General features: G+C 67.5%; 10 protein-coding genes. 9 read left to right on the forward strand and 1 reads right to left on the reverse strand.

The window, feature by feature from the left end; all coding sequences use genetic code 11:
- Window positions 1-24 precede the first annotated feature (24 nt).
- The gene (locus F6B93_RS02080; protein WP_211697511.1) at window positions 25-2,772 is read right to left on the reverse strand and encodes a PE family protein; all 2,748 of its coding nucleotides are present in this window, start codon (window positions 2,770-2,772) and stop codon (window positions 25-27) included.
- A 313-nt stretch (window positions 2,773-3,085) separates the two neighbouring features.
- Between F6B93_RS02080 and F6B93_RS02085 the strand changes: the two genes are divergently transcribed.
- The 9 genes from F6B93_RS02085 to F6B93_RS02125 all read left to right on the forward strand — a co-directional run bounded on the left by F6B93_RS02085 (window position 3,086) and on the right by F6B93_RS02125 (window position 16,070).
- Window positions 3,086-4,762 (forward strand): PPE family protein, encoded by a 1,677-nt coding sequence (locus tag F6B93_RS02085; RefSeq protein WP_211697512.1) that lies wholly within the window; start codon window positions 3,086-3,088, stop codon window positions 4,760-4,762.
- A gap of 71 nt (window positions 4,763-4,833) precedes the next feature.
- Window positions 4,834-5,754: a class I SAM-dependent methyltransferase gene (locus tag F6B93_RS02090; RefSeq protein WP_211697513.1), complete on the forward strand. Its 921-nt coding sequence runs from the start codon at window positions 4,834-4,836 to the stop codon at window positions 5,752-5,754.
- A 312-nt stretch (window positions 5,755-6,066) separates the two neighbouring features.
- On the forward strand, window positions 6,067-7,908 hold the full coding sequence (gene eccA, locus F6B93_RS02095; protein ID WP_425518521.1) for a type VII secretion AAA-ATPase EccA: 1,842 nt from the start codon (window positions 6,067-6,069) through the stop codon (window positions 7,906-7,908).
- Window positions 7,905-9,515 (forward strand): type VII secretion protein EccB, encoded by a 1,611-nt coding sequence (eccB, locus tag F6B93_RS02100; RefSeq protein ID WP_211697515.1) that lies wholly within the window; start codon window positions 7,905-7,907, stop codon window positions 9,513-9,515. The genes eccA and eccB overlap by 4 nt, the downstream gene beginning before the upstream one ends.
- Window positions 9,515-13,522, forward strand: coding sequence for a type VII secretion protein EccCa (gene eccCa, locus F6B93_RS02105; RefSeq protein ID WP_211697516.1), 4,008 nt, complete (start codon window positions 9,515-9,517; stop codon window positions 13,520-13,522). Before eccB ends, eccCa begins: the two co-directional genes overlap by 1 nt.
- A 3-nt stretch (window positions 13,523-13,525) precedes the next feature.
- Window positions 13,526-13,834 carry a PE family protein gene (locus tag F6B93_RS02110; RefSeq protein ID WP_211697517.1) on the forward strand — a complete coding sequence of 103 codons (309 nt, stop codon included), beginning with the start codon at window positions 13,526-13,528 and terminating at the stop codon, window positions 13,832-13,834.
- Window position 13,835: 1 nt separating this feature from the next.
- Window positions 13,836-15,407 (forward strand): PPE family protein, encoded by a 1,572-nt coding sequence (locus F6B93_RS02115; RefSeq protein ID WP_211697518.1) that lies wholly within the window; start codon window positions 13,836-13,838, stop codon window positions 15,405-15,407.
- 48 nt (window positions 15,408-15,455) lie between these two features.
- Window positions 15,456-15,749, forward strand: coding sequence for a type VII secretion system protein EsxG (esxG, locus tag F6B93_RS02120; protein ID WP_211697519.1), 294 nt, complete (start codon window positions 15,456-15,458; stop codon window positions 15,747-15,749).
- A 30-nt stretch (window positions 15,750-15,779) separates the two neighbouring features.
- Window positions 15,780-16,070 carry a WXG100 family type VII secretion target gene (locus F6B93_RS02125; protein ID WP_211697520.1) on the forward strand — a complete coding sequence of 97 codons (291 nt, stop codon included), beginning with the start codon at window positions 15,780-15,782 and terminating at the stop codon, window positions 16,068-16,070.
- Window positions 16,071-16,074: the final 4 nt, after the last annotated feature.

The following is a 16,074-nucleotide window of genomic DNA, read 5'->3' on the forward strand; positions in this document are numbered from 1 at the left end:
TGCCGGCTGGCCCAAGCCCGCCGGTTACGTCAAGCCGTTGAGCCCGTCCTCGCCGATGATCAGCCCGCTGGTGCCGCCGGCACCGGGCGCGCCCCCGGCTACTCCGCCGTTACCACCGTTGCCGCCGTTGCCGATCAGCACGGCGTTACCGCCGGTCCCGCCAGCCCCGCCAGCAGCGCCGTCGCCGCCAGCCCCGCCGTTGCCGCCGTTGCCGATCTGACCGGCCGTTCCGCCGTTCCCGCCGGCTCCCCCCGTGTTGACCGCCCCGCCGGTGGCCCCACCGGCTGCGCCGGCTCCGCCGGAGCCAGCGAGGAGCCCAGCGCTACCGCCGGTCCCGCCGGCCCCACCGTTGCCGGCAGCACCGAATCCGCCGCCGCCGCCGGTGCCGCCGTCACCGAAGAGCAAGCCCCCGGTGCCGCCGGTCCCGCCGACACCACCGGTGACGAGGCCGCCCCCGCCGGTCCCGCCGGCGCCGCCGGAGGGACCGATGGCCAGCACGCCGGCATTGCCGCCGGCCCCCCCGGTGCCGGCGGTGGACCCGGCGCCGGTACCAGAACCCCCGCTGCCGCCGGTGCCGCCGCCGCCGAACAGCCCGCCGCTGCCGCCGGCACCGCCGGTCCCGCCGGTTGTGCTGCCGTTCCCGCCGGCTCCGCCGGTACCACCTTCGCCGAGCAGCACGCCCTCCCCGCCGTTCCCGCCGGCCCCGGCGGTAACGCCGAACCCGCCGGTTCCGCCGGCCCCGCCGTTGGCGAACAGCCCGCCCGCTCCGCCATTGCCGCCTACGCCGCCTAAGGCGGCGGCCCCAGAGCCGCTGCCGCCGCTGCCGCCGGTTCCGGCGGCACCTGAGAGGAACCCGGCACCCCCGCCGGTCCCGCCCGTCCCGCCTACGCCGACGCCGATCCCGAGCCCGCCGCTGCCGCCGGTGCCGCCGGAGCCGAATAGGAAGGCCACGCCGCCGGCTCCGCCGAGTCCGCCGACGGCGGCGCTGTTGCCGCCGGCCCCGCCGGTGCCGCCGCTGCCGAAGAGGAACCCGCCGTCTCCGCCGGCCCCGCCTTCAGCAGCGAGTACCCCGGACCCGCCATTTCCGCCGTTGCCAAACAACCATCCGCCGGCCCCGCCGGCGGCCCCGGAAGCCGCGGCTCCGTTGGCGCCATTGCCGATCAGCGGCCGTCCGGTCAGTGCCTCGGTCGGCCCATTGATTGCAGTCAGCACCTGCTGCTGTAGAGCGTGTATTGGGTTGGGGCTAGGCCCGGCGTTGAAGCCGTCCGCGCCCAACAGCGCGCCGCCGAAGCCGCCGGTGCCGTCCGCGCCCAGGGTTGCGCCGAAGCCACCGCTACCGCCGTTACCGCCATTGCCGATCAGCACGCCATTGCCGCCGGCCCCACCGGCGCCGCCCGTTGTCCCCGGCAAACCGTCGGCGCCGGTACCGCCGCTACCTCCATTACCGCCATTGCCGATCAGCCCGGGCGTGCCGCCAGTACCACCGGCGCCGCCGGTGCTACCGAGCACAGCGCTGTTGCCGCCGGAACCTCCGGTGCCTCCGGAGCCCGCGAGCAGGCCGGCGTTGCCACCGGCCCCGCCCGCGCCACCGTTGCCATTGACGGGGCCGCCATTGCCGCCCGCGCCGCCGGCTCCGCCGTCGCCGAAGAGCAAGCCGCCGTCGCCGCCGGCTCCACCGACCCCACCGGATTGAGCGGCACCGAAGCCCTGCCCACCGGCTCCACCGGCCCCACCGGCGGCACCAAGGCTGAGGATGCCGGCGTTGCCGCCGCTGCCGCCGGCGCCGCCGGCGCTTATGCCCGACCCGCCGCTGCCGCCGGTGCCGCCGGCACCGAACAGGCCGCCGGCACCGCCGTCCCCTCCGGTCCCGCCGTCGGTGGTGATGGAATGTCCGCCGACCCCGCCGGTTCCTCCGGTTGCGAATAGCCCGCCGGCCCCACCGTCCCCACCGGCACCACCATCCCCGGTGTTGCCTTGCCCGCCGGCTCCGCCGGCTCCACCGCTGGCGAACAGCCCGCCGGCCCCGCCGGCACCACCGGCCCCGCCGGTGGTGCCGCCCAACCCGACGGTCCCGCCGGCGCCGCCCACGCCGGCGGCACCTGCGAACAACCCGGCGTTGCCGCCGGCCCCGCCGGCCCCGCCGGCCCCACCTGTTGCGCCGCCGCCGGCGCCGCCAGCACCGCCGGCACCGAATAGCAGGGCGGACCCACCAGCACCACCGAACCCGCCGGTCGCGATGTCGGAAGTGCCGCCGGCCCCTCCGGCCCCACCCATGCCGAGGAGACCGGCGGCCCCGCCGTTACCGCCGTTACCGCCGTTGGCGCCCACACCGGCCGCCCCGGACCCGCCGTTACCGCCGTTGCCGATCAACCAGCCGCCATCCGCGCCATTGGCGCCGGTCCCCGGGGCGCCGTTGGCGCCGTTGGCGATCAACGGGCGCCCGGTGTTCGCCAGGAAGAACTCATTGATCGGGGCGAGCAGTGGCGATGTAGCCGAGGCCTCGGCGGCCGCGTACGCGGCGCCACCGCTGGTCAAGTTCTGCACAAACTGGGTGTGAAAGGCCATCGCCTGGGCGCTAAAGGCCTGATAGGCCTGTCCATGGGCGCCGAACATTGCCGCGATCGCTGCCGACACCTCGTCGGCGCCTGCGGCGAGCACGTTCGTCGTGTTGGCTGCCGCGGCGGCGTTGGCCGCGCTGATCGTCGATTCGAGACCGGTCAATTCTGCTGATGCGGCCGCGATAATTTCCGGCGCCGCGATGACGAAAGACATCTGTCCTCCCAGAGCTATGACTGCGCTGTCATGCCGACCTGGTCCCACGGTCTCCAGGGGAAAACGGCCGTTCTTACGATATCCCCCTTCCTGGCCAAACGACCGAAGTATTTCTCAAGACTTTGCTCTTCGTTCTTGGTCGTTCCGGGTCGCGGCGCTGACGATTGGGGTGTGCCGTCGAATACCCTCCGAGCCAGTCACCGCGGGTCCGTCGTCCACCGCGGCGCGAGTCGGACTTGCGATGTCTCACCGCGTGGTGTCGAATGTCGCTAATGAAAATCATGTTCATCAAGGCCGGGCGGTTCGTTCGGCGATGACAGCTCCGGTGTGGATGGCTTCCCCGCCCGAGGTTCATTCGGCAATGCTGAGCAGTGGCCCGGGACCTGGGGCGTTGCTTGCGGCCGCGGCCGCATGGTCGTCGCTGAGTGCTGAATACACCGACGTGGCTGACGAGCTCACCGCGGTGCTTGGCGCAGTGCAGGGCGGCGCATGGCAGGGGCCTAGTGCCGAGCAGTATGTAGCTGCCCACGCGCCGTATCTGGCGTGGTTGACTCGGGCCAGCGCGACCAGCGCGACCGCGGCGGCCCAGCATGAAACGGTCGCCGCCGCCTACATCACGGCCCTGGCGGCCATGCCGACCCTGGCTGAGCTCGCCGCCAACCACGTCGTCCACGGAGTGTTGTTGGCGACGAACTTCTTCGGGATCAACACCATCCCGATCGCGCTCAACGAGGCCGATTACGTCCGCATGTGGATTCAGGCAGCCGCGACGATGGGTGGCTACCAAGCCGTCTCCGACACGGCACTCGTTGCGACGCCACAGTCCGGCGCGGCGCCGCCGATTCTGAAGTCCGAGGTTGCAGACGAGGACGACGACCACGGCGAACACGACGACGATCACGGGGACCACGACGACGACCATGATCATGACCATGACCATGACCATGACCATGACCACGGACATGACCACGACCATGACCATGGCGACCCCACCCTGATCGACTACTTCGTTGCTGAGGTTTTGCGCGTCATCAGTGGTGGCCGGGTGATTTGGGACCCTCTCGAAGGCACCCTCAACGGCGTCCACGTCCACGACATTTCCGATGCAACTCAACCGATTTGGTGGCTTGCGCGTGGCCTCGAACTGGGTCAGCAGTTCCAAACCTTTGTCCAACAATTGTTCACCAATCCGACCGGCGCCATGGAGTTCATCGTTGAACTTGCCCTGTTCGACTGGCCCACCCACGTGGCCCAACTCGGTCAGGCGCTCGCTCAGTCGCCGCAGTTGCTGGCAGTCGCGATGAGTGGCGCCGTCTCGAACCTGGGGGTGGTGACCGGCTTTGCTGGGCTATCCGGGCTGGCTGGCATCCAGCCGGTGCTTCCGGCGCTAGCACCCGTTGCGGCCGTGCCCCCGGTATTGCCGGCGGTCGGCATGGCTCCCAGCGTCGTGGCTGCGGGTGCGGCACCTGCCGCTCCCGCGGCTCCCGCCTCTGCACCCGCGGTGAGCACCGTCGCTACCGCGGCCGCGCCCCCGCCACCGGGTATTGGGGGTGGAGGTTTCGGCTTCCCCTACCTCATCGCTCCTCCCGGCATTGGATTCGGTTCGGGAATGAGCGCCAGCGCGAGCGCACAACGGAAGGCGCCCGAACTGGACAGCGCCGCGGTGGCAGCGGCGGCCGCCGCACGCGAACAAGCTCGCGCCAGGCGGCGCCGACGCGCGAAGAGGCACGGGCACGGCGACGAGTTCCTGAGTATGGATATCGAGGTCGACCCGGATTGGGGCACCCCGGACGGCGAAGACTCGGCCGCGGAGGCCTCGGACCACGGTGCCAGAGCGCTGGGTTTCACCGGAACCGCGCGCAAGGGGGCGATCCGCGAGGTCGCCGGGTTGACCACGCTGGAGGGCGATGGCTTCGGTGGCGGACCAACGATGCCGATGACGCCGGGCACGTGGGATCCCGATGCCGCGGGTGACCCCGGTAAGGGCTAGCTGTCGCCGTCAAGGACACGTGACCGGCAGCAACGGCATGCGCCGCGGCGGCGACGCGTAGGGTCGGTTGAGTGCGCACCGAAGGCGACAGCTGGGACATCACCACGAGTGTCGGCGCGACCGCGCTGTTTGTCGCGACCGCGCGAGCCCTGGAGGCACAGAAGCCCGACCCGCTGGTCGTCGATCCTTATGCGGAGGTGTTTTGTCGCGCCGTTGGCGGTTCGTGGGCCGATGTCATCGACGGCCGGGCTCCCGACCACCAGCTGAAGTCCGCTGACTTTGGGGAGCATTTCGTCAACTTCCAAGGGGCTCGCACGAAGTATTTCGATGCGTACTTCGGCCGTGCGGCCGACGCGGGTGCGCGGCAGGTGGTCATCCTGGCGGCCGGACTCGACTCGCGCGCCTACCGGCTGACCTGGCCCGCCGGGACAACGATCTTCGAGTTGGACCGTCCGCAGGTTCTCGACTTCAAGCGTGAGGTGCTCACCGGCGGCGGGTTCGAGCCGCGGGCACAGCGTCGTGAGGTCGCCGTTGATTTACGCGACGACTGGTCGCGCGCTCTGCAGGACAGCGGTTTCGACCCGGCCAGGCCGTCGGCGTGGCTTGCCGAGGGCCTGCTGATCTATCTCCCGGCCACCGCCCAGGAACAGCTCTTCACCACTATCGACACGATGACCTGCGGTGGCAGCCACGTCGCCATCGAGGACGGTGGTCCGCTGCCTGCCGACGAGTTTGCCGCCAAGCTCGAAGAAGAACGCGCGGCCGCCGCGGGTGGCCAGTGTCCATTTTTTCAGTTGGTCTACAACGAGCAGTGTGCGCCAGCGACCGAATGGTTCGGTGCGCGAGGCTGGACTGCGATCGGCACCCCGTTGACCGACTACCTTCGCGAGGTCGGCCGGCCAGTGCCGGGACCGGATAGCGAACCCGGACCGATACTCATCCGCAACACCCTGGTTAGTGCGGCCAAACCGGCGGCCACGCCGGGAACTTAGGTCGGGCCGGGCGCGACCCATTCAGGGTGACTGCGCGATCGGTTCCTTGTGCTGGCTAGGCCCCCACCCCGGTCGGTAATGAAAATCATGTTCAGTAAGCTAGGCTGTGCTGCGTGCCCCTGCCAGTGGAGGAATACCTGTCGTGACCTTGCAGATCGTGCCCGATGACCTGCCTAGAGTCTGGGAAAGACCAGATTTGAGCGTCTGTACAGTTAGCTTATGCAATGCTAACTTCGGGGCAGATTTCAGTCGGGTTGTCCATTGACGACGTTAGGTGCAGAGGGCGGGGGCGTGGAACAAAACAACACCGGCATGCTTGCAGCGAACTCCGTGCGGTCGCGGGTACCCGACAAGGTCGATGCGGACGTCATCAGCAGGTTTGCGACGTGCTGCCGGGCGCTCGGTTTGGTGGTCTACGACCGCCAGCGTCCAGCCGACTTGGCCGCCGCTCGGTCGGGCTTCGCTGCTCTCACGCGTGTCGCCTACGACCAGTGTGATGCGTGGACTGGCGTGGCGGCCGCGGGTGATGTGTCCCGACCCGTTCTCGAAGCGATCGTGGCTACCGCGGCCACCGCAGGCGCATTGCAACGCCAGGTCGACCTTGCGCACGGGCTCCTGGGGTTCCGCTACGACGCCGGCCTTTACTTGCGGTTTCGTGCTACCGGCCCAGATGATTTCGATCTCGCATATGCCGCAGCGTTGGCCTCAACAGGAGAGGCCGAGCAGTTGGCCAAGGCCAACGAGTTGGTCTCGGCGATCACCAAACGTCGTCCCCAATGGCGAGACGCCCGCTGGGTCGAGGTTGTGATCAATTACCGTGCCGAGCGCTGGTCGGATGTCGTCAAGCTGCTGACCCCGATAGTCAATGCCCCCGATCTCGACGAGGCGTACGCACACGCGGCCAAGATCACCTTGGGCACCGCGCTGGCCCGGCTGGGCATGTACGCGCCGGCGTTGTCCTACCTGGAGGAACCTGACGGTCCTGTCGCGGTCGCCGCGGTCGACGGTGCCCTGGCCAAGGGGCTGGTGCTGCGTGTGCACGTCGACGAGGAAGCAGCCAGCGAGGTTCTGCAGGACCTGTACGCCGCCCACCCCGAAAACGAACAAGTCGAGCACGCTCTGACCGACACCAGCTTCGGGATTGTGACCACCACGGCGGCACGGATCGAGGCTCGAACCGATCCGTGGGATGCGGCCACCGAGCCGAGTGTCGAAGACTTCGTCGACCCCGCGGCTAAGGAACGCAAAGCCGTGCTGCTGCACGAGGCCGAACTCCAGCTCGCCGAGTTCATCGGCCTGGATGAAGTCAAAAACCAGGTATCCCGGTTGAAGAGCTCGGTCGCCATGGAACTAGTGCGCAAGCAGCGTGGGCTTACCGTCGCCCAGCGCACCCACCACCTGGTGTTCGCCGGCCCACCCGGAACCGGCAAGACGACCATCGCCCGGGTCGTGGCGAAGATTTATTGCGGCCTGGGCGTTTTGAAGCGAGAGAACATCCGCGAGGTGCATCGCGCCGATCTCATCGGTCAGCACATCGGCGAGACTGAGGCGAAGACCAACGCGATCATCGACAGTGCCCTCGACGGTGTGCTGTTCCTCGACGAGGCCTACGCCCTGGTGGCCACCGGCGCCAAGAACGACTTCGGTTTGGTGGCCATCGACACGCTGCTGGCCCGCATGGAAAACGACCGTGACCGCCTGGTCGTCATCATTGCCGGCTATCGGGCGGATCTCGACAGGTTTCTGGATACCAACGAGGGCTTGCGGTCCCGGTTCACCCGCAATATCGACTTTCCGTCGTACGCCTCAAGTGAGTTGGTGGAGATCGCGCACAAGATGGCCGAACAGCGGGATAGCCTCTTCGAACAGTCCGCGCTCGACCATATGGAGGCGTTGTTCGCCAAGTTGGCCGCAGAGTCGACACCGGACGCCAACGGAGTCTCGCGACGCAGCCTCGACATCGCAGGCAACGGCCGCTTTGTTCGCAACATCGTCGAACGTTCGGAAGAAGAACGAGAATTCCGACTGGACCATTCTGAACATGCGGGAACCGGTGAGTTCAGTGACGAGGAGCTGATGACGATCACCGACGATGACGTCAGTCAATCGGTGGAGCCGCTGTTGCGTGGTCTGGGATTGTCGGTGCCGGCATGACAAGTAACGAGCCGGACGACGAATGGGGCGAGCCGCGGCGTTCGTTTGCCTCGCGAACCCCGGCCAACGACAACCCGGACAAAGTGGTCTACCGCCGCGGTTTTGTCACCCGCCACCAGGTGACCGGTTGGCGGTTCGTGATGCGGCGCATCGCGTCTGGTATCGCCTTGCACGACACCCGGATGCTGGTCGATCCGCTGCGCACCCAGTCGCGCGCGGTGCTGATGGGCGCGCTCATTGTGATTACCGGCCTGGCTGGCTGCTTTGTATTCGCGTGGATCCGGCCGAGTGGGTCGGCGGGTAACGACGCAGTGCTCGCGGATCGGTCGACCCACGCGCTGTATGTGCGGGTGGGGGAGGAGTTGCACCCGGTGCTCAATCTGACCTCGGCTCGGCTGATCGTCGGTCGCCCGGTCAGCCCGACGACCGTGAAAACCAGCGAGCTGGATCGGATTCCGCGCGGCAACCTGATTGGTATTCCGGGTGCACCGGAGCGAATGGTGCAAGACACCTCAAGCGACGCGAACTGGACGGTGTGTGACACCGTCGTGGGGCCCGCCCAAGGCGGCCGTCGTGCCCACAGCGCGGGCGTGTCGGTCATCGCGGGTCCACCGGAGGGCGGCGGCGCCCGCGCGGCCGCGCTCGGCCCGAGCCAAGCGGTGCTCGTCGATAACGGCGCAGCTACCTGGCTGCTGTGGAACGGTCGACGCAGCCGGATCGATGTGGCCGATCGCGCGGTCACCAGTGCCCTTGGATTGGGTGTTGATCTGCCTGCCCCGCGCGCGATCGCGCGGGGGCTTTTCAACGCGATACCCGAAGCGCCGCCCCTGACGGCGCCGGCCATTCCGAACGCTGGGGACCTGCCGGACTATGGCTTGTCCACACCGATCGGTGCGGTTGTCGCGGCGTACTCGCTGGACAGCTCAGCCGAGGACGGATCTGAAGGGATGCGCTACTACGCGGTGCTGCCCGACGGTCTGCAACAGATCTCGCCGGTGCTGGCCGCGATCCTGCGCAACACCGACGCGTTTGGTCTGCGGCAGCCGCCACGACTTGGGCCCGACGAAGTCGCCAAGCTGCCGGTGTCGCGGACTCTGGACACCACGCGCTACCCGGACCAGCCGGTCACGCTGGTCGATGTCACCCGCGACCCGGTCACCTGCGCGTACTGGAGCAAGCCGGCTGGTGCGGCCGCGAGCTCACTGAGCCTGATGGCTGGCTCTGCGCTGCCGCTGCCCGAGGATATGCGCACTGTCGACTTGGTCGCCGGTCCAGCCACCCGCGTCGCAATGCCACCAGGCACCGGCTATTTCACCCAGGCAGTGGGCGGCGATGCCGCGGCACCCGCCGCCGGATCGTTGTTCTGGGTCTCCGACACCGGGGTGCGCTACGGAATTGACACCGAGTCCGGCAATGGAGCCGGTGGCCAAGGCAAAACGGTTGAAGCGCTAGGCCTCAACCCGCCCGCGGTGCCGATCCCGTGGTCGGTGCTCTCGCTGTTCGCCGCGGGCCCGACGCTGTCACGCACCGACGCACTGCTGGCCCACGACAGCCTGGCACCCGATCCCAAGCCGGGTCGGCCCGTCTCGGCAGAAGGGCAACCCTGATGAGCCGCTTGATCTTCGAGGCCCGTCGGCGGCTGCCGGTGCCAGCCAGCCGCAAAGGCGCCATCGCCATCGAAGCGCCTCCCGAGCTGCCCAGGGTTATTCCGCCCTCGCTGTTGCGGCGCGCGCTGCCGTTTTTGATCGTGATGCTCATCGTCGGCATGATTGTCGCGCTGGTCGCCACCGGAATGCGGCTGATCTCGCCGCAGATCCTGTTCTTCCCGTTCGTGCTGCTGCTGGCGGCCACCGCGCTCTACCGCGGCAACGACAAGAAGATGCGGACCGAGGAGGTCGACGCAGAGCGCGCCGACTATCTGCGATACCTCTCGGTGATCCGCGACAACATCCGGGCTCAGGCCGCCGAACAGCGTGCCGCCGCCCAGTGGTCCCATCCCGAACCCGCGGAACTGAGATCGGTGCCTGGGTCCCGCCGACAGTGGGAGCGTGACCCGCACGATCCCGATTTCCTGGTGCTGCGCGTAGGCCGGCACACGGCACCGCTAGCCACTGCGCTGCGGGTGAACGACTCCGCCGACGAGATCGATCTGGAACCGGTGTCGCACAGTGCATTGCGCAGTCTGCTCGATACGCAGCGCATCGTTCGCGACGTGCCTATCGGCATCGATGTGACCAAGATTTCTCGGATTACGTTGGTCGCCGAGGATGATGGGGGCCTCGAGAAAACCAGAGCCGCGTTGCGGGCCTGGATCGCGCAAGCGGCGAGCTGGCACGACCCGACGGTCCTGGGGGTAGCGCTGGCTACGCGCGGTCTCGAGAGCCGCGACTGGTCGTGGCTGAAATGGTTGCCGCACGTCGATATCGCCGGCCAGCTTGACGGTGTCGGCCCGGCGCGCTACCTCAGCGACGATCCCGATCATTTGGTCGCATTGCTCGGGCCAGCCCTGCTGGACCGGCCGGCGTTTACCGGTGGCCCCGCTGATGCGTTGCGGCACTTGCTGATTATCGTCGACGACCCGGACTACGACGTGACCGCGTCCACGCTGGGTATGGGCCGTGCGGGCGTCACGGTTGTGCACTGCTCCGCAACCCCGCCACACCGTGAGCAGTATTCGGATCCCGAGAAACCGATCTTCCGTCTTGTGCACGGCGGTCTCGAGCGTTGGCAGGCCGGGGGCTGGCAACCCTTTGTCGCCACGGCCGACCAGCTCGGGGCAGACGAGGCTGCCCATCTGGCCCGTCGGCTGTCGAGGTGGGATTCGAACCCGACGCACACCGGATTGCGCTCCGCGGCGACTCGCGGCGCCACCTTCACCAGCCTGCTGGGAATACCGGACGCGTCGCGGTTGGATGTGGCAGACCTGTGGGCGCCGCGACGCCGTGAAGACGAGTTGCGCGTTCCGATTGGAGTCACGGCTACGGGCGAGCCGCTGATGTTCGACCTCAAAGATGAGGCTGAAGGCGGAATGGGTCCGCACGGCCTGATGATCGGAATGACCGGCTCGGGCAAGTCCCAAACGCTGATGTCGATTCTGTTGTCGCTGTTGACCACTCACTCCGCCGACCGGCTGATCGTCATCTACGCCGACTTCAAAGGGGAGGCCGGCGCCGACAGCTTCCGGAACTTTCCGCAGGTGGTCGCGGTGATCTCCAACATGGCCGAGAAGAAGTCGCTGGCAGATCGATTCGCCGACACGCTCCGTGGCGAAGTGGCCCGCCGCGAGGTGCTGCTGCGCGAGGCCGGCCGTCGGGTGCAGGGCAGCGCATTCAACTCGGTGCTCGAATACGAAAACGCGGCTGCGGCGGGGCACGATCTCCCGCCGATTCCAACATTGTTCGTCGTTGCCGACGAGTTCACCCTGATGCTGGCCGATCACCCGGAATATGCCGAGTTGTTCGACTACGTCGCGCGCAAAGGCCGCTCGTTCCGGATCCACATCCTGTTCGCATCCCAGACGTTGGACGTCGGCAAGATCAAAGACATCGACAAGAACACGTCATATCGGATTGGCTTGAAGGTAGCGAGCGCCAGCGTTTCGCGCCAGATCATCGGCGTGGAGGATGCCTATCACATCGAGTCCGGCAAAGAGCACAAGGGCGCCGGTTTCTTGGTACCGGCTCCCGGTGCCACCCCGATCAAGTTCCGCAGCACCTATGTCGACGGGATCTACGACCCGCCGCAGGCCACTAAAGCGCTTGTAGTGCAATCTATTCCAGAACCAAAGATATTCACCGCCACAGCTGTTGAACCGGACCCGGGCACCGTGATCTCCGGCGGCGACCAAGAAGAGCCGACCGGTCCGCCACGTAAGCTCATCGCGACCGTCGGCGAGCAGCTTGCGCGTTGCGGGCCAGTGGCTCCGCAGCTGTGGCTGCCGCCGCTCGACGAGCCGATCCCGCTGACCGACTTGCTAGCGCGCGCCGGCAGGCAGGGGCAGTGGCGCTGGCCGCTCGGTGAGATCGACAAGCCATTCGAGATGCGCCGTGATCCACTGGTATTCGACGCGACGTCGGCGGCCGCGAATATGATCATCCACGGCGGCCCGAAGTCCGGCAAATCTACCGCGCTGCAAACCTTCATTCTGTCCGCCGCGAGCCTGCACTCGCCGCGTGCCGTCACATTCTACTGCTTGGACTACGGCGGTGGGCAGCTGCGAGCGCTGGAGCATCTGGCGCACGTCGGCAGTGTGGCTTCCGCGCTGGAGCCCGAACGCATCCGCCGCACTTTTGGTGAGCTCGAGCAGCTGCTGCTGTCCCGGCAACAGCGGCAGGCATTCCGCGGTCGCGCTGGAAATGGCGACGGCAATGGTTCGGGCGGCGACTCGCCCTTGGATGACGGTTTCGGCGAGGTATTCCTGATCGTCGACAACCTCTATGCCTTCAGCCGCGACAACACTGACCAATTCAATACCCGCAATCCGTTGCTGGCTAAGGTGACTGAGCTCGTCAACGTTGGTCTGGCATATGGCATCCATGTGATCATCACGACGCCGAGCTGGCTGGAGGTGCCGTTGGCGATGCGCGACGGCCTCGGGTTGCGGCTCGAGCTGCGGCTGCACGACCCGCGGGATAGCAATGTCCGGGTGGTCGGGGCGTTGCGTCGCCCGGCCGAAGCCGTTCCGCACGACCAGCCGGGACGTGGTTTGACCATGGATGCACAGCATTTCCTCTTTGCCGCGCCAGAATTGGACCAGGTGGCCGCGATCAATGCCCGCCATCCTGGGGTCAGTGCTCCGCCGGTGCGACTGCTGCCGACGAACCTCGCGCCCGAGGCAGTTGGCGCGCTCTCGCGAGGAACGGATCGCGTCGTCATCGGCCAGCGTGAAGAAGACCTGGCACCGGTGGTGCTCAACTTCGCCGAGAACCCCCTGCTGATGGTCTTCGGTGACAGCAAGTCCGGAAAGACCACCCTGCTGCGTCACCTCATCCGCACCATCCGTGAGAACACCACCGCTGATCGAGTGGCATTCTCCGTGCTCGATCGCCGGTTGCACCTGGTCGACGAGCCGTTGTTCCCCGACAACGAATACACCGCCAACATCGACCGCATCATTCCGGCGATGCTCGGCCTGGCCAACCTGATCGAGTCGAGGCGCCCACCGGCCGGCGCCTCTGCCGCCGAGCTGGCGCGGTGGAGCTACGAGGGTCATACGCACTACTTGATCATCGATGACGTCGACCAGATACCTGATTCACCGGCAATGACCGGCCAGTACATCGGACAGCGCCCGTGGACTCCGCTAATCGGGTTACTTGCTCAGGCGGCGGATTTGGGGCTGCGGGTGATTGTTACCGCGCGCGCCACCGGATCAGCACACGCGCTGATGACCAGCCCCCTGCTGCGCCGTTTCAACGACCTGCAGGCGACCACGTTGATGCTGGCGGGCAATCCGGCTGACAGTGGCAAGATCCGCGGTCAGCGATTCAGCAGGTTGCCACCCGGGCGGGCAATTCTGTTGGGCGACAGCGATACCCCGACCTATATGCAATTGGTGAATCCGCTCGCGGGTGCTACCGCGATGCTGGGTGAAACGCAAACAGAAGGAGAGTGAGGCATGACGCTGCGTGTGGTTCCGGAGGGATTGGCCGCGGCAAGCGCGTCGGTGGAGGGGCTAGCGGCGCGGCTGGCTGCCGCTCATGCAGCAGCAGCTCCATTGATTACCGCGGTCGTGCCGCCGGCGGCCGATCCGGTGTCTCTGCAGACCGCTGCCGGGTTCAGTGCCCAGGGTCAAGAGCACGCTGTCTTCGCCGCCGAAGGTGTCGAAGAGCTGGGGCGCGCCGGCGTGGGTGTGGGGGCCTCCGGCGCAAGCTATCTCAGCGGTGATGCCGCCGCCGCCGCGACGTACGGGTTCGCAGGCGGCTAACGTGACTGGGCCCATCTGGATGGCTTCGCCGCCGGAGGTACATTCGGCGTTGCTGAGCGCTGGCCCCGGGCCCGGGTCGCTGTTGGCGGCCGCTGGGGCCTGGAACTCGCTCAGCGTCGAGTACTCGGCTACGGCGGCGGAACTCACTGGGCTCTTGGGGGAGGTTCAAGCGGGGGCGTGGCAGGGGCCTACTGCCCAGCGATATGTGGCGGCGCACGTGCCTTATGTGGCGTGGTTGGCGCAGGCCAGCGCGGATGCGGCGGGGGCGGCGGCGCAGCACGAGGCCGCTGCGGCGGCCTACGCGGCCGCGTTGGCGGCGATGCCGACACTACCGGAGTTGGCCACCAATCATGTCGTTCACGGTGTGTTGGTAGCGACGAATTTCTTTGGGATCAACACGATTCCGATCGCTCTCAATGAGGCCGACTATGTGCGGATGTGGATGCAGGCCGCTGCCACCATGGGTCTGTACCAGGCGGGCTCGGGTGCCGCGCTGGCGTCGGTGCCGCCGGCCACACCTGCACCGCCTGTGGTGAACCCTGGCGGCGGCGTGGCCAGCAGCGTCGCAGCCAGCTCGGCCCAGAGCTCGGCCCAGGCGCTCGCCGTTGCCGATATCTGGCAGTGGTTGCTGCAGTTGCTCCAAAACCTCTGGAACGCTTACGTCAACTTCTTCGGCGGGATGTTCCAACTCATTGGGGAGTTCTTGCAGAATCCCATCGGGAACTCGATCCAAATCATCATCGCCTTCCTCACCAATCCGGCTCAAGCGCTGGTTACGTACGGGCCGCTGTTGTTTGCGCTGGGCTACCAGACCGTCAGCCTGCTCGGCTGGCCGACCTGGGCCATGATCCTGAGTTCGCCGTTCCTGGGTCCGGTCGGGCTGAGCGTGGGCCTGGGCGCAATAGCGTTGCTGCCCACTGCGGTTGCCCCGGCCATCGTGCCGGCCGCCGCCGCACCGTTGGCCGGAGGTGCGGTCGCCGGGTCCGTCTGGTCCGTGGCTGGCGTTACGCCAACGGGGGCCGGCGCCGGCGCAGCACCCGCGGGACCCGCTGGCGCGGGTGCGCCAGCAGGTGGTGCTCCCGCCCCGGCAGCTCAGCCGGCTTCGATGGTTGCTTACGCGGTGGGTCTCGGCGGCGATGACGGGCCGAGTCTCGGGCCGACGGTGGGTGGTCGCAGCGGAATCAAAGCGCCCGCCGCGACGGTTCCGGCGGCCGCTGCGGCCGCGACCAGTCGCGCACAGGCACGAAGGCGGCGCCGCAAGCGGACCGAATTGCGAGACTTTGGCAACGAGTTCGCGGACATGGAATCCGATATCAGCGTCGCCCCCCCGACCGTAGATGAGGGCGCACAGGCTTCCGACCAGGCGGCCGGTTCGCTGGGTTTTGCGGGGACCGCGCCCAAAGAACACGTGGTCGCGGCCGTAGGGCTGACCGCGCTGCCCGGTGATGAATTCGGCGGCGGCCCCCACATGCCGATGATGCCCGGGACCTGGGATCAAGGCGGTAGCAACCCGGGTGAATCTGCCCCGTGGGAGAGAGGGGGAGACGACGTTTTGCAGCGTGACAGTAGGTGATCGAGTTCCCAATCGAGTGGCCCCGAAGGGGTCGAAAGGAGAGATGTTGTGAGTCTCTTAGATGCCCATATCCCGCAGTTGGTGGCTTCGCAGTCGGCGTTCGCCGCCAAGGCCGGCCTGATGCGGCACACGATTAGCCAGGCGGAGCAGGCGGCAATGTCGGCCCAGGCCTTTCACCAGGGTGAGTCCGCGGCCGCGTTCCAAGGTGCCCATGCCCGTTTTGTCGCGGTGGCGGCCAGGGTCAACTCCCTGCTGGATATCGCACAAGCGAACCTGGGTGAGGCCGCGGGCACGTATGTGGCCGCCGACGCTGCGGCTGCGTCGACCTACACCGGCTTCTGAACCGAGCAATTCTGACCGAGAGGACTTCTCATGTCGCAGATCATGTACAACTACCCGGCGATGCTGGCGCACGCCGGCGATATGTCCGGATATGCCGGCACGATGCAGGGGCTCGGCGCCGACATCGCCGCTGAGCAGGCCGCATTGTCGAATGCCTGGCAAGGCGACACCGGGATCACGTATCAGGCGTGGCAGGCCCAGTGGAACCAGGCCATGGAAGACTTGGTGCGGGCATACCAGGCGATGGCGGGCACGCATGAAGGCAACACGCTCGCCATGATGGCCCGCGACCAGGCCGAGGCCGCCAAATGGGGCGGCTGACAGC

This window comes from Mycobacterium spongiae (genome assembly GCF_018278905.1).
In the GTDB taxonomy this organism is placed as follows: Bacteria; Actinomycetota; Actinomycetes; order Mycobacteriales; family Mycobacteriaceae; genus Mycobacterium; species Mycobacterium spongiae.

Excerpts from the sequence above, each read along its gene's own strand:
- F6B93_RS02080 (WP_211697511.1), bottom strand. The coding sequence starts at position 2,772 with ATGTCTTTCGTCATCGCGGCGCCGGAAATTATCGCGGCCGCATCAGCA.
- F6B93_RS02085 (WP_211697512.1), top strand. The coding sequence starts at position 3,086 with ATGACAGCTCCGGTGTGGATGGCTTCCCCGCCCGAGGTTCATTCGGCA.
- eccA (WP_425518521.1), top strand. The coding sequence starts at position 6,067 with ATGCTTGCAGCGAACTCCGTGCGGTCGCGGGTACCCGACAAGGTCGAT.
- eccB (WP_211697515.1), top strand. The coding sequence starts at position 7,905 with ATGACAAGTAACGAGCCGGACGACGAATGGGGCGAGCCGCGGCGTTCG.
- eccCa (WP_211697516.1), top strand. The coding sequence starts at position 9,515 with ATGAGCCGCTTGATCTTCGAGGCCCGTCGGCGGCTGCCGGTGCCAGCC.
- F6B93_RS02110 (WP_211697517.1), top strand. The coding sequence starts at position 13,526 with ATGACGCTGCGTGTGGTTCCGGAGGGATTGGCCGCGGCAAGCGCGTCG.
- F6B93_RS02125 (WP_211697520.1), top strand. The coding sequence starts at position 15,780 with ATGTCGCAGATCATGTACAACTACCCGGCGATGCTGGCGCACGCCGGC.